This window comes from Bradyrhizobium vignae, from assembly GCF_004114425.1.
GTDB lineage: Bacteria > Pseudomonadota > Alphaproteobacteria > Rhizobiales > Xanthobacteraceae > Bradyrhizobium > Bradyrhizobium vignae.
In genome coordinates, this window is record NZ_RDQF01000104.1 from 1 (window position 1) to 12,410 (window position 12,410).

General features: G+C 64.4%; 12 protein-coding genes, 1 tRNA gene and 1 pseudogene. 2 read left to right on the plus strand and 12 right to left on the minus strand.

The features are described from left to right. Positions 1-138: 138 nt before the first annotated feature. The 3 genes from EAV90_RS38150 to EAV90_RS38160 all read right to left on the minus strand — a co-directional run bounded on the left by EAV90_RS38150 (position 139) and on the right by EAV90_RS38160 (position 1,538). A tRNA-Arg gene (locus EAV90_RS38150) sits at positions 139-215 on the minus strand. A gap of 150 nt (positions 216-365) precedes the next feature. Continuing rightward, a complete protein-coding gene (locus EAV90_RS38155; RefSeq protein WP_129146377.1) occupies positions 366-803 on the minus strand; it encodes a hypothetical protein in 438 nt (145 codons plus the stop codon). Positions 804-965: 162 nt separating this feature from the next. Further along, complete coding sequence (locus EAV90_RS38160; RefSeq protein ID WP_122402749.1) at positions 966-1,538, minus strand: hypothetical protein; 573 nt, start codon at positions 1,536-1,538, stop codon at positions 966-968. A 180-nt stretch (positions 1,539-1,718) separates the two neighbouring features. Between EAV90_RS38160 and EAV90_RS38165 the strand changes: the two genes are divergently transcribed. Further along, complete coding sequence (locus EAV90_RS38165; RefSeq protein ID WP_122402748.1) at positions 1,719-2,105, plus strand: VOC family protein; 387 nt, start codon at positions 1,719-1,721, stop codon at positions 2,103-2,105. A gap of 58 nt (positions 2,106-2,163) precedes the next feature. Here EAV90_RS38165 and EAV90_RS38170 read toward each other — a convergent pair whose 3' ends face one another. Further along, positions 2,164-2,661, minus strand: coding sequence for a hypothetical protein (locus tag EAV90_RS38170; protein WP_122402747.1), 498 nt, complete (start codon positions 2,659-2,661; stop codon positions 2,164-2,166). A gap of 260 nt (positions 2,662-2,921) precedes the next feature. On the opposite strand from EAV90_RS38170, the gene EAV90_RS38175 reads away from it, so the two are divergent. Next, positions 2,922-3,275, plus strand: coding sequence for a GrlR family regulatory protein (locus tag EAV90_RS38175; RefSeq protein ID WP_162500233.1), 354 nt, complete (start codon positions 2,922-2,924; stop codon positions 3,273-3,275). On the opposite strand, the gene EAV90_RS38180 is transcribed toward EAV90_RS38175, so the two are convergent. The 8 genes and pseudogenes from EAV90_RS38180 to EAV90_RS38215 form a co-directional block, all read right to left on the minus strand. Then, a complete protein-coding gene (locus tag EAV90_RS38180) occupies positions 3,276-5,963 on the minus strand; it encodes a PAS domain S-box protein (RefSeq protein WP_122402745.1) in 2,688 nt (895 codons plus the stop codon). 122 nt (positions 5,964-6,085) lie between these two features. Beyond that, a pseudogene (locus EAV90_RS38185) lies at positions 6,086-6,394 on the minus strand (EamA family transporter); the annotation flags it as partial. Positions 6,395-6,432: 38 nt separating this feature from the next. Then, positions 6,433-7,230, minus strand: a complete 798-nt coding sequence (locus tag EAV90_RS38190) for an NUDIX hydrolase (protein ID WP_129146378.1) — start codon at positions 7,228-7,230, stop codon at positions 6,433-6,435. Between the two features lie 4 nt (positions 7,231-7,234). Then, a complete protein-coding gene (locus tag EAV90_RS38195) occupies positions 7,235-8,188 on the minus strand; it encodes a dihydrodipicolinate synthase family protein (RefSeq protein WP_122402743.1) in 954 nt (317 codons plus the stop codon). Between the two features lie 110 nt (positions 8,189-8,298). Next, complete coding sequence (locus tag EAV90_RS38200; protein ID WP_122402742.1) at positions 8,299-9,177, minus strand: SDR family oxidoreductase; 879 nt, start codon at positions 9,175-9,177, stop codon at positions 8,299-8,301. 161 nt (positions 9,178-9,338) lie between these two features. Further along, positions 9,339-10,199: a MaoC family dehydratase gene (locus EAV90_RS38205; protein WP_122402741.1), complete on the minus strand. Its 861-nt coding sequence runs from the start codon at positions 10,197-10,199 to the stop codon at positions 9,339-9,341. Between the two features lie 146 nt (positions 10,200-10,345). Continuing rightward, entirely contained in the window at positions 10,346-10,735 is a 390-nt protein-coding gene (locus EAV90_RS38210) for a Zn-ribbon domain-containing OB-fold protein (RefSeq protein ID WP_122402740.1), read from the minus strand. After that, complete coding sequence (locus EAV90_RS38215; RefSeq protein ID WP_122402739.1) at positions 10,735-11,892, minus strand: thiolase domain-containing protein; 1,158 nt, start codon at positions 11,890-11,892, stop codon at positions 10,735-10,737. The genes EAV90_RS38210 and EAV90_RS38215 overlap by 1 nt, the downstream gene beginning before the upstream one ends. Between the last annotated feature and the right edge of the window lie 518 nt (positions 11,893-12,410).

The window sequence follows — 12,410 nt, forward strand, 5'->3', positions numbered from 1 at the left end:
TGCAGGCCATCTCAATTTGAAGCGAACTTGGAGCAGATGACTTTGAAACCCCGCGACAACCCGATCGGCACGAGGTTGTCACCCATCTCTTAGGTACGTTTCGTTACCCATGTCTCCGGGCCGGACACAATTGAGGACTGGCGCGCTCGGAAGGATTCGAACCTCCGACCCTCGGAATCGAAATCCGATGCTCTATCCAGCTGAGCTACGAGCGCCCTGGCCCGGCAACGGGCCACCGAGATTCGTCCGACCGGCGCTGGCGACGAACCAGCGCACCGGACGGCGTTCGGATCGGTTCGAATTAGCAGAGTGGCCGGCCAATAAAAAGCCCTTCCCGCCTCCATCGAGGTGGGTCGACGACGCCGTCACCAGGTGGTGTTGAAGAGGCCGAAATGCGGTTGCTGAGCGACCAGCATCATGGGACGACCGGGCTGCGGCGCCGGACGCGCCCTGACGATCTTGCGCCTGGGCTGAGCGTGCACCGGAGAAGCTTGAGCCTGAGAAACCCGCGTCTTGGCCGACATCTCGGCCAACGCCGGCGACAGACCCTCCTGTACCGGCGGCTGGGGCGCAGCCGCAACAGCGGCGGTCCTTGCCGCGGGTGCGGCAATCGTCGGCTGGCTGGTGTCGAGCACGACGCGCTCAGGCAGATGACGGTCGGACCGGATTCGGATCAGAGGCTGCTCGTTGCTTGCGGTCGCGACGGCTTGCGCTACGGGCGCCGCCGGGAAAACGAAATCCGCCATGAACAGCAGTGCGAGCAAGGCTCCACCGACAAAAATGAAATACCTAAAGATGGGCATCGGCCGCGCTCCGCCCCCCGCATCCCCGCGTGGGCTCTCTCCGCCTCAACAGGCGATCCTTCAATTGGTTCCTGGCCCCAGCCGTTCGGTTCAAATGGCGATGCATGGTTTTTCGGCCAAGGACCACGAGGGTAACTTTTCCGCTACCGGAACACGCCGCAGTTAAGCGCGACGTGCTGCAACCAGCGAACATTTCGCTTGATCGGCATTCACGTTAACGAAGCCGATGGGGATATGCACAAATGTCTTGCGGCTCTTCATGCTGACCGGATCCACCAGCACGCGGCTCCGGTCGGTAAGATGACTGCCGTCCCGCCGCGTAAAGGCGCAGACGACCTCGATATCTTTTACGGCATAGTCATTGTCGTTTCGCAGCGTGAACGTCACCAGGACTTTGGAGCCAAGGCCGCCGCGGCGCCAAGTCTGCGATGAAATCCTGAGACGACCGAGTTCTGCTGCGACCGGTACCTGAGCTTCGGACGCCGGCGACGCCACTGCGGACGTATCGCCTGCGGGAGCGGTCTCAACAGCCGCCAGTTCCGGCCTCGCCGGCTCGGCACTGTTGCCTTTGGAAAGAGGCAGCAGCATCCAGATGCCGCAGCCGACGATAATTGCCGCCAGCAGCCACAGAAGGCTACGGCCGAACGAGACGCTCGCGATCGTTACGGCTCGCGCCAGTCGTTCGCCGGCCCTCGCGAAGCGCCCCAATCCGATCCGGTCGAGCCTGGCACTCATGGTTGCATCACCGATCGCGGCCGAACGCCATCAACGACGGACCCGGTCACTGCTTACCTTAATCCGGCGGACGAATTAAGGTTCCCGCGCTTCATGCGAGTCGGCAAGGCCATAGCGACCATCGGCCGTGGCCACTAACATACGCCGCAACATCGAACGACCCGGCTGGGAGAATACGAAATGCCATTCGCCGTTACTTGGGATCACGTCCATCTGCGCAGCCCCGATCCGGAGACCACGGCGGCCTGGCTCCGGGATATCCTCGGTGGTGAAATCGTGCGCGCGCCAGGCCGGCTCGAGGTGAACCTCGGCGGCGCCAGGATCTTCTTGGCGTCGCTGGACGGCGATAATGCCGTCAACCCGCCACCTCCACATCCGCATCAGGGTCTCGACCATTTTGGTCTGACGGTGAAGGACATCGACGCCGTCGCCGCCGAGATCAAGGCCAGGGGCGTCACATTCACACGCGAGCCGACGACCATCCGGCCGGGCGTGCGCATCTGCTTCATCCGTGGCCCCGAAGGCATCTCCATCGAGCTGCTCGAGCGCGACAAGAAATACACCTGACGTGACGCGGCGTGGGCCGTCTCAGGCATGCCACCGGGGCGACGTGAGCCCCCGGCGGCTAAGTCATGCTACCGGGCATAAAGCAGCGGATGGTGACGCCCATGTAGCCGTAGATCGGCCAGACCATGGTGCGCCCCACCCGGTTCGGCTCGGAGATCACGGCCTCTTCGGGCACGTCGACCCAGACGAGCTCCTGCTGCTGACCATCGAGCGCGTAGCCATAGCGCGGGATGCGGACGCGATAGTGTCCATTCTTGCTGTCCCAGTCGGAGTCCTGGAGCGCCGAGCCGTCGGCATCGGAGCAGCAAGGTCCCTTGCCGCTGCGCAGACTGTCGAACCATGCCTTCAATTCGGCATTGGTGTTGACGAACTGCCCACGGTCGCGCGCGTGCCCAAACGGGGCCGCGAGCGCAATCAAGGCCAAGGTGGACGTCAGCCTCGTCAAGTTTCGTCGGCGTATCGCACCGCCAATCCGCCGTTGCTCGCTCCTGCAATTCGTGGGAAGCGCACTGTACAGACGCGGCTCATCGCCGCCGGAATCGATCCAGTTGGTCACGTTCGTCTTGCTCCAGCACCCCGCGGCCAGTGCAACAATGGTTATGCATTTCGCGGGCCAACTCTGATTCGTAACGGCGGCCCTCGCCTCACCATCAGAGGGCCATGACGACCTCACGCACAAGCCGGGACAACTACGGCTCGCGCTGCAGGCTCTCGCAACCGACCGGCAAACTGCCGCGTTGCGCGAGGGGATCGGCTTTGGCATAAAAAGCGGACCGGTGACGCCGTTGGGCGATGGCGGCCGGCCTACGGGACGTTATGAAGAACGGCCTCTATTCAATTCACGTGACCTTGCTCGATGGTCGAGTCGGCAAGGGCAGCGGCGTGATTCTCTTCCGGGACGGCAAGATTCTTGGCGGCGATGCCTACCTCTATTACACCGGCAGCTACACGGTGAAGGACAACAACACCTTCAAAGGCGAGATGCTGGTGCAACGGCACACGTCGCCTCGGGGCGACGACAATCCGCTGTTCGGCGGCCCTGCTCCGGTCGGCATCGGCGTCAGCGGCACCCATACGGATACGCGCGCGGAGATGACGGGCACGGCGCTGGTCGGCAAGGCCAGCCTGATTTTCGGCGCGACGCTGCACAAGCTCGCCGACGTCGACTGATTATTCCGCCGCCTGTTCGAGCGGCGCTACGCGCGGCAGGATGATCTGGATACGGGTGCCGCCGCCCGGTTCGGAAACGAGATCGAGTCGCCCGCCGAGCCGATTGGTGACGATGCTGTAGACGATGTGCAGGCCGAGGCCGGTGCCGCCCTGGTCGCGCCGTGTCGTGAAGAACGGATCAAAGGCGCGGCGGCGGACATCGAGCGACATGCCGCAACCATTGTCAGAGAAGATGATCTCGACATTGTCCTTGCCGGACTCGCGCACCTGGATGTCGATGGTCCCCGGCCGACCGTCCGGGAAGGCGTGCGCGACCGAATTGAGGAACAGATTGGTCAGCACCTGGCCGTACGGACCGGGATAGCTGTTCATGGTCAGGTCCGGCTGACACTCGACATTGAGCGTCAGATTGTGTTTGCGCAGGCCCGGCCGCAGGCTCATCACCACCTGCTCGGTGAGGTCGCCGAGATCGAAGGTGCGCTGATCCGAATAATTGCGATCGGCGGCGACCTGCTTGAACGACTGGATCAGCTCAGCGGCGCGGTTGAGATTGGAGACGAGCTGCGAGGACGCATCGCGGCTGGTGTTGAGGAAGTCGTTGAGCGTGGAGCGCCGAAGCTCGCCGCGCTCGACTTCGGCAGTGAATATCGCGGTCTTGCGCTCCAGCGCGGAGGCGACCGTGAGGCTGATGCCGACGGGATTGTTGACCTCGTGGGCGACACCGGCGACGAGCCGCCCAAGCGCGGCGAGCTTCTCCGCCTCGATCAGCGAGGCCTGCGTCTCGCGCAGATTGCGCAGCGCGGTTTCGGCGGCTTCCTTGGCCTTGCGCATCTCCTGCTCGCCGCGTTTGCGCTCGCCGATGTCGAGCGCAACGGTCACGATCCGCTCGATCTCGCCCTCGGCATCGAGCAGCGGCAGCTTGTTGACCAGCCATTGCCGCATGTTGCCGGAGGCATCCTGGTACTCCTCCTCGTAGAAGCCGAGCCCTTTGCGCAGCTTGAGCACCCTCTTGTCGTTCTCGTCGGACTTGGCCGCACCATAGCGCGCCATCAGGTCGGCTGTGGTCCGGCCGAGCGCGTCACCGGGCTCGATGCCGAAGATGCCCGCCATGTAGCGGTTCATCAGCACGTAGCGCAGATTGCGATCCTTGACGTTGATCACCGCGGGCACGGTGTCGATAACCTGCTGGAGCAGGCGCCGGCCTTCGGCGATGGCGTCTTCCGCGCGTTTCTGGTCGGTGATGTCGCGCAGCGTACCCTCGTAGCGGACGATGTTGCCCTGCTCGTCGCGCACGCCCGTGGCGCTGTCGGAGAGCCAGAGGATGTTGCCGCTGCGCTGGCGCACCTGATACTCGAATTCGCGGACCATGCCGTCGCGCGCCATCAGCCGCTGGTATTCGGCGCGCGCCTCGGGATGGACATAGACCGTGTGGGCGATGTCGTTGATGCTGTCGATAAGGTGCTGCGGGCTGTCATAGCCCATCATTCGCGCCAGGGCCGGATTGGCGTTGAGGAGGTCACCGGCCGGCGTCGTCACATAGATGCCGTCGACCGAGCCCTCGAACAGTTTTCGGTAGCTCTCCTCGGCGAGACGCTGCTCGGTGAGCGCGCGCACGGCCGCTTCGCGCGCCGTGTCGGCCTCCTCCAGCGCGCGGCGGAACACTTCGGCCGCCCGTGCGATGTCGCCGATCTCGTTTTCGAGATCGGCGGACGGAATTGACGTGTCTTTCCGGCCGGCCGCAAGCGCGCGAATGGATCGCGCGATCTGGGCGAGCGGACGCACCGTCCTGCGCACAACGAACAACGCAGCGCCGATGCCGATCAGCACGCCGACCGTACCGAGGACGATGCTCTGCCATCGCGCCTCCGTCAGCGTGCGGGCAAAATCGCGCGACAGCACGTGCCCGCGGCGGGCGCTGACCTCGCGCAACAATTCGGTGACGCGACCGATCAGCCGGCCCTCGGTGCCGAGCACCTCGCGGTCGATATCGGCGATCTGACGCTCGCGGACGGCGACCGCCATGATCGCCTCGGCATAATCATTCACCGCCACCTTGAGCTTGGGATCGGTGATATCCATCGCGCGCATGCCCTGTGCGGCCTGCTCGGCCGCCGACGGGTTACGCGCGAGCAATCCGAGCGCGATCCGGCTCTGCGCCTCTGACAGGCGCGAGGCCAGCTCGCGGTCCGCGGTGGCTGCGACCGCCGCGTCGAACCGGTCGCGCAGCGGCGGCAGGCCGGCGAGCAGCTGGCCGCGGCGGTCGATCAGCGTCGAGATCCGCTCGAGGCCGTTGCGATAGGTCGCAAGCCGCTCGGTGACCCCGTCGATCATGTCCTGCTGCTCGGGTGCGAGCTCGATGCGGGTCTTCTTCAGGATGTCACTCAGCGTCGAGGCCGCCTCGCCCACCTGCTGGAACTGGATGCCGGCGCCGGGATCTGTGACGAAATCGCGCGCGGCGAGCCGCAGCTCGTTCATGCGGCGGTCGATGTCCTCGGCGAGGTCGCCGACGCTCTGCAGCCGCTGCAACTCGGCGAAGGTCGTGTCGATGTGCCGGATCGCGATCACGCTCGCGGTCGAGGTGACGATGATCACCGCCAGCACCAACAGAAAGCTGCCGAAGGTGAGCTGACCGATGGAGAGCGAGAATGTTCGCCTTTTCTCAGGGAGCGGCGTCAATTCGGCGGACATTGGTGGTTTGAGGACCGGGCTACTGGAGACCCAATATACGACGTATTGCCGCCCGGGGGGAACATGGCTCGGGACGCGGAATATCCTTAATATCGGGGCCGCCGCCCTCTTCAGCCTCTGCCTTACGACAGTTTGACGCCGGCTGCCCTGCGGGCCGGGATGGTCATGGCGGCGACGCCCACGACGACGCAGGCCGAGCCGGTCCAGGCGGTCCGGCTCAAGGTCTCGCCGAGGAAGGCGACGCTGATGGCGACCCCGATGGGCACCCGCAAGTAAGCCTGCACGGTGGTGCCGACCGAGCCCAGGGTCTGGATCAGGCGGAAGTAGATCGCGAACGCTGCTGCGGTCGAGAACACCGCGAGCGCGGACAGCGCCAGCACTGAGCTCAGCGAAGGCGACAGCATCCAGGGTTGCTCGACGACCAGCGCGGCCTCGCAGGCACCAATAGTTCGTTGCGTGTCGAAGTGTCTTAGCCGACCGCGCCGACCTCGAACACCTCGCCATCATAGCCGGCCTCGCGGGGGATCCGGAGCTGGCGGCCGGTGTCGGTCTTGGTCATGATCGGCATCACCGTGACGATCGACAGGCCGCGGGCGTGCTCCAGCGCCGCGCTCACGTTCGGCTGCTTGGCGAGGCGGATCAAATTGCGTGTGGTTGGAAACGGCAGCTTGAAGCGGCCGCTCTCGCCACCCGCCACCGCCTCGCGCGGCGAGACCCAGATCGAATCGGTGGATTCGCGCCCGTCGTGGGCACCGAGCTGGTCCGGCGGTGCGGCGGCCAGGAAGAACCAGGTGTCGAAACGCTTCGGCATGCCTTCCGGCGTGATCCAGTGCGCGTAAGGCACGAGCGTGTCGAGCGCGAGCTGGAGGCCATTGTCCGCGAGGATGCTGAGGAAGCTGATCTTGTGCTCGTTGAGCGCAACGCGGTGCGCATCGGCGATCTCGCCGGCGCGCTTGGCATCGATTGGCGTGCCCGTGTCCTTGGACCGCGCCAAGAGGATGCCGCTTTCCTCAAACGTCTCGCGGATCGCGGCGATCCGAAAACCGCGGTCCGCTTCGCTCAATCCCTCGCCGCCCGAATAGAGGTCGGAGCGGGCGACGATCTCCTTGTCGCCAGCATCGACGCTGCCGCCGGGAAACACCAGCGCGCCCGAGTTGAACTCGATCTGATGATGGCGAACCATCATGAAGACCTCGATTTCCTGTGCCGCGCCGTCGCGCAGCAGGAGGATCGTCGATGCCGGACGTGATGTTGATGTCTTGGCCATTCAACTAACCTGCGGCGCTGGATTGCGGGCCGAGATTGGCGCGTTTGTCGACACGGGCAACGCGCGACAGCAGGTACTCGACCTCGGCCTTTGCCGCCGCCGTGATGGTCGCGCCGGGCTTGCGCTGGGCGCTGGAGGCGATGACGCCGCGCTTCTGCAGCACGTATTTGCGCACAGCAAGGCCGGCGCCGGGCTGCTGTTCGTAGCGGATCAGCGGCAGGTGCGCGTCGAACAGATCGTGCGCAGTATCGCGCTTGCCTTGCTTCGACAGGCGCACGACGTCGATGAGAAGCTCGGGAAAGGCGTAACCAGTCATGGCGCCGTCGGCGCCGCGCTCCATCTCGAAATCCAGGAACAGGCCGCCATTGCCGCAGAGGATCGAGAGCGGGCGAAGCGAGCCGTCCTTCTGGAAATTGCGGACCGCCGAGATCTTCTCCAGGCCCGGCCAGTCCTCGTGCTTGAGCATCACGCAGTTCGGATTGTCCATGACGATCTTGCGGATCACGGCAGGCGTGAACACCACCGAGAGCGTCAGCGGATAGTCCTGGAGCACCCAGGGCACGTCGGGGCCGATCGCTTCCGCCGCCTGCTTGAAATAGCCGACGATCTGATCGTCGGTGCGAAGCGAGAGCGGCGGCGCGATCATCACGCCGGCCGCGCCGGCATCCATCGAGGCCTTCGCCAGCGAGCGCATGGTGGCAAAGCCCGGCGCGGAGACGCCGACGATCACCTGCATCTTCTTGGCACGCTTGACGAAGCGCACGGCCACCTGCTCGGCCTCGGCGGCATCGAGCTTGGGGGCCTCACCCATGATGCCGAGCACCGTGACGCCGTCGCAGCCGACCTCCTCGTAGAAGTCGGTCAGGCGGTCGATCGAGCGCTCGTCGATCCGGCCATCGTCGTGGAACGGCGTCGGCGCGATTGCGAAGGTGCCCTTGGCATCGGCGGTGAGTTTCATCTAGTGCCTCTTTCATCTGTCGTCATTCCGGGGCGGCTCGCAGAGCCGAACCCTGGTGCGCAATTGCGCACCTTAGTTCGTGCTTCGCACGCCCCGGAATGACAGAAAAGCTAAAACCGCCTCGCCCCCATCTTGATCTGCTCCTCGGAGAAGAAGATCTCCTTGGCATGATCGACGATGTCCTGGGCCTTCCAGCCCGAGTGCGGCGGCTTCCAGCCTTCCATTTCCATCATCCGCATTTCACGCACGCCGCGCGGCCCGGACACGCCCAGCACCTTGCCGGTCTGGTCGCCCGACAAGTCGCTGACCATGTATAGCACGGCCGGCGCGATGCCGTCCGGCCCCAGCGCCGCGCCGGGGTTCTCCTTATAGCGGGGCAGGTCTGCGGTCATACGGGTCAGGGCGCCCGGGGCCAGCGTCCAGATCCGGATGTTGTACTTCCGGCCCTCGATCGCCAGCACGTTGGACAGGCCCCAGATGCCACCCTTGGCCGCGCCGTAATTGGTCTGGCCGAAATTGCCGATCAGCCCTGATGTCGAGGAGGTGTTGACGATGACGCCGCCGCCATTTTCCCGCATCCAGCGAAACACCGGCAGGGTGCAACAAAAGGTGCCCTTGAGGTGGACCTTGATGACCTTGTCCCAGTCGGCCTCCGAGGCTTTTGCGAAGGTCTGGTCGCGCAAAATGCCGGCGTTGTTGACCAGGATGTCGGCGCGGCCAAAGTGCTTGATGGCATCGTCGAACACCGACTGGCCGCCCTCCATGGTGGAGATGTCGGCGCCATTGGCAACCGCCTTGCCGCCGTCGGCCTTGATCGCGTCCACCACCTTCTGGGCCATCGAGGTGTCGGCGCCGGAGCCGTCGCGGGGCCCGCCGAGGTCGTTGACGACGATGGAGGCCCCTTCCCGCGCAAACAGTTTTGCGTAGGCCTCACCGAGCCCGCCGCCCGCGCCGGTGATCAGCGCAACCTTGCCGTCGAGTAGTCCCATGGTGGCTTCTCCCTGTTTGTTGTTCTTCGTGTCCCGGACGCGATGCAGCGTGAAACGCTGCGTCGCAGAGCCGGGACCCAGTTTGTTGGTCGCAGCCTATGGGCCCCGGCTCTGCACGCACTGCCAAGGAGCGCTGCGCTGCTTCCGGGGCACGAGAGCGGCTAACCCAGCACCGTCTTGCCGTTCTTGATCACGGTGACGCTGCGCGACTTCACCTTGGCTTCGAACGAGATCACGTTGCCGTCTTTCCAGAGATCCATGGTCACGGTCTCGCCGGGATAGACCGGCGAAGAGAACCGCGCGACGTGCTGGCGGAAGGCAGAAGGGTCGTAGTCGGCATAGGTCTGGAGCACGCCGCGGCAGGTGATGCCGTAGGTGCACATGCCGTGCAGGATCGGGCGCGGGAAGCCGGCCTTCTTCGCAAACTCCGGATCTGAATGCAGCGGGTTACGGTCGCCGCAGAGGCGATAGACGAGTGCCTGATCCGGACGCGTCGTGATGTCGATGGTCTTGTCCGGGCTGCGCGACGGGATCCTGTGCGGATCGGGCTGGGTCAAGTTCGGGCCACCGAAGCCGCCGTCGCCGCGCGCGAAACGCGAAGCAACGAGCGTCGCGAGCTTCTCGCCCTTCTCGTTCTTCAGCACGGTTTGATGGCTGATGACGACGCCCTTGTCCTTGCCCTTGTCGTAGACCTCGAGCACGGAGGAGTCGGCAGTGATGTTGGCGGCGACCGGCAGCGGCTGGTGGAAGGTGATGTCGCGCTCGCCGTCCACCACCATGACGCGGTTGAGGTTCATCTCGCCAGGGCCCGAACCCCAGGCAGCGACGGAGGCGAACGTCGGCACCACCTTCAGCGGCCGCGGCGTCAGCGTGCCCTCGTTGACGAAGGCGAGCTCCTTCTCGTCCATGGGATCGGCGCCGAGTCCGATGCCGTAGGCATAGAGCATGACCTCGCGGTCGGTGTAGGCATATTTCTGGCCGAGGTTTTTCAGGCCTTTGAGTTCTTCGTATCTGGCGGACATTTTCTCTGGTTTCCTCTGGTTCTCATCCTCATGGTGAGGAGGCGCTCTTGCGCCGTCTCGAACCATGAGGATGCCCGAAACGCTTCTTTGTCGTGGCCATCCTTCGAGACGCTTTGCTTCGCAAGCTCCTCAGGATGAGGACCGTCCTATGCCACCGTGAAGAAAGGCAGCGGTGCGCCATCCGTTGGCTTGAACACCACCTTCACCTTCTGGCCGATCTTGAGCTTCTCGAGATCGCAGTCGACGAAATTGGTCTGCACCGATGGCCCCTCCTTCAGCGTGACGTAGCCGATGGCGTAAGGCCCGGTCGGCGACTTCCGCATCAGGCTGTAGGTGTAGATCGTGCCCTCACCGGACGCCTGCTCCCACACCGTCTTGTCGGAGTAGCAGAACGGGCAGATCGAGCGCGGGAAGTAATGCGCTTCGCCGCAGGCGGTGCAGCGCTTGATCATGAACTTGCCCTCTTTCGCCGCGTCCCAGAACGCGGCGGTTTCGGGGTTCGTCACGGGGGCCGGATACTTTTTCACTTCGCTCATCACACGCGCTCCAGAATGGCCGTCGAGGCGGCATGGCGAACGCCCAAAAGGCCGCCGGTGCCGTGGGCGATGGCGAGATCGCAGTTCTTGACCTGCACCTTCGGATGCGCCTCGCCGCGCAGCTGCCGCACAGCCTCGAGGATCTTGGTCATGCCGCCGCGGTTGACCGGATGGTTGCTGCAGAGGCCGCCGCCATCGGTGTTGAACGGCAGCTTGCCGACACCCGAGATCAGGTTCCCGTCGGCGACGAACTTGCCGCCCTCGCCCTTCTTGCAGAAGCCGAGGTCCTCGAGCTGCATCAGCACCGTGATGGTGAAGCTGTCGTAGATCGAGGCGTATTTGATGTCCTTCGGCGTGATCCCGGCTTCCTCGAACGCACGCGGGCCGGACCAGACGCCCGCGGAGTAAGTGAGATCGAGATCCTTGCCGCCGCGCGGGCCCTTCATGGCTTCGCCATGACCGATCAACCTGACCAGCGGCTTCTTCAGGCTCTTCGCGATCTCCGGCGTGGTCACGATCAGCGCACCGCCGCCGTCGGAAACGACGCAGCAATCCATGCGATGCAGGGGATCGGAGATCATTGGCGAGTTCAGCACGTCCTCGACCGTGACGACGTCCTTGAGCATCGCATGCGGATTGTATTGCGCGTGATGCGAGGCTGCGACCTTGATCCAGGCGAGCTGCTCCGAGGTGGTGCCATAGTCGTGCATATGACGCATGGCACACATGCCGTAAGCATTGTGCGTCGTTGCGCCGTAGGCAGACTCGAAATCGACCTCGGCTCCGGCGGCGCGCGGCGGCATCACGCCGGTGCGCGGCTTGCCGGCCAACGTGATCAGCGCGATCGAGCACTTGCCCGCCGCGATCGCCTCCGCCGCATGGCCGAGATGGATGATGTAGGAGCAGCCGCCGGTCTCGGTGGAATCGACGTGGCGGAGCTTCTTGGTGTTCAGGCCGAGATAATCGACCATCGGCCAGGCGCCGCCGGGCGCATCGCCCGCGCAGAAATAGCCGTCGACATCGTCCTTGCTTATCCCGGCATCCTCGATCGCTCCCTTGGCGACCTCGGCGTGGAGCTGGGCGGTGGATTTGTCCGGCGCATGCCGGGTCGGGTGTTCGTAGATCCCGGCAATGTAGGCTTTGCCCTTGATGGTCAAAACAGAGTCTCCGCTCGCGTTTCTTCTTGGCTCTTTTTTCTGAACCGCGGTGGCCTGATTGGCAAGCGTGGAAATATTCCGTCGCGCGAGAGGGCAGCGGGTCGGCGCAACTGGGGCACATCCGAAATCCGGGCCCCGGATGGGAGGCGAACCTGCGTGCCGCGTCGTCATTGCGAGGAGCCCGCGACAAATTGCGAAGCAATTTTGCGGTGGCGACGAAGCAATCCAGAGTCCCTCCGCGGAAGGATTCTGGATTGCTTCGCTGCGCTCGCCATGACGGAGTTCGCGGATCGCTCTTTCCCCTCACAGCTCAATCGCAGACACACGCCCGCAGCCTCGCGGCTCACGTCGCCCGAGTTTTGCTCCCGTCTTGCTCCCCCTCCAAACAGAGGGCGCAGGGAAGACCGCATAGGCGTTAAGGTAGCGCGAGCATCGATTGATACGGACGTTTTCGAGGAGGCTCGCGCAGGTGCCGCCCAAGCGCTCGCTTTCTGCGGCGAAAGCAACGGATGGTTGGT

What these genes read in the sequence shown, in the direction of transcription:
- EAV90_RS38155 (WP_129146377.1), bottom strand. Translation starts at nt 803, where the DNA reads ATGCCCATCTTTAGGTATTTCATTTTTGTCGGTGGAGCCTTGCTCGCA.
- EAV90_RS38160 (WP_122402749.1), bottom strand. Translation starts at nt 1,538, where the DNA reads ATGAGTGCCAGGCTCGACCGGATCGGATTGGGGCGCTTCGCGAGGGCC.
- EAV90_RS38165 (WP_122402748.1), top strand. Translation starts at nt 1,719, where the DNA reads ATGCCATTCGCCGTTACTTGGGATCACGTCCATCTGCGCAGCCCCGAT.
- EAV90_RS38175 (WP_162500233.1), top strand. Translation starts at nt 2,922, where the DNA reads ATGAAGAACGGCCTCTATTCAATTCACGTGACCTTGCTCGATGGTCGA.
- EAV90_RS38180 (WP_122402745.1), bottom strand. Translation starts at nt 5,963, where the DNA reads ATGTCCGCCGAATTGACGCCGCTCCCTGAGAAAAGGCGAACATTCTCG.
- EAV90_RS38190 (WP_129146378.1), bottom strand. Translation starts at nt 7,230, where the DNA reads ATGGCCAAGACATCAACATCACGTCCGGCATCGACGATCCTCCTGCTG.
- EAV90_RS38195 (WP_122402743.1), bottom strand. Translation starts at nt 8,188, where the DNA reads ATGAAACTCACCGCCGATGCCAAGGGCACCTTCGCAATCGCGCCGACG.
- EAV90_RS38200 (WP_122402742.1), bottom strand. Translation starts at nt 9,177, where the DNA reads ATGGGACTACTCGACGGCAAGGTTGCGCTGATCACCGGCGCGGGCGGC.
- EAV90_RS38205 (WP_122402741.1), bottom strand. Translation starts at nt 10,199, where the DNA reads ATGTCCGCCAGATACGAAGAACTCAAAGGCCTGAAAAACCTCGGCCAG.
- EAV90_RS38210 (WP_122402740.1), bottom strand. Translation starts at nt 10,735, where the DNA reads ATGAGCGAAGTGAAAAAGTATCCGGCCCCCGTGACGAACCCCGAAACC.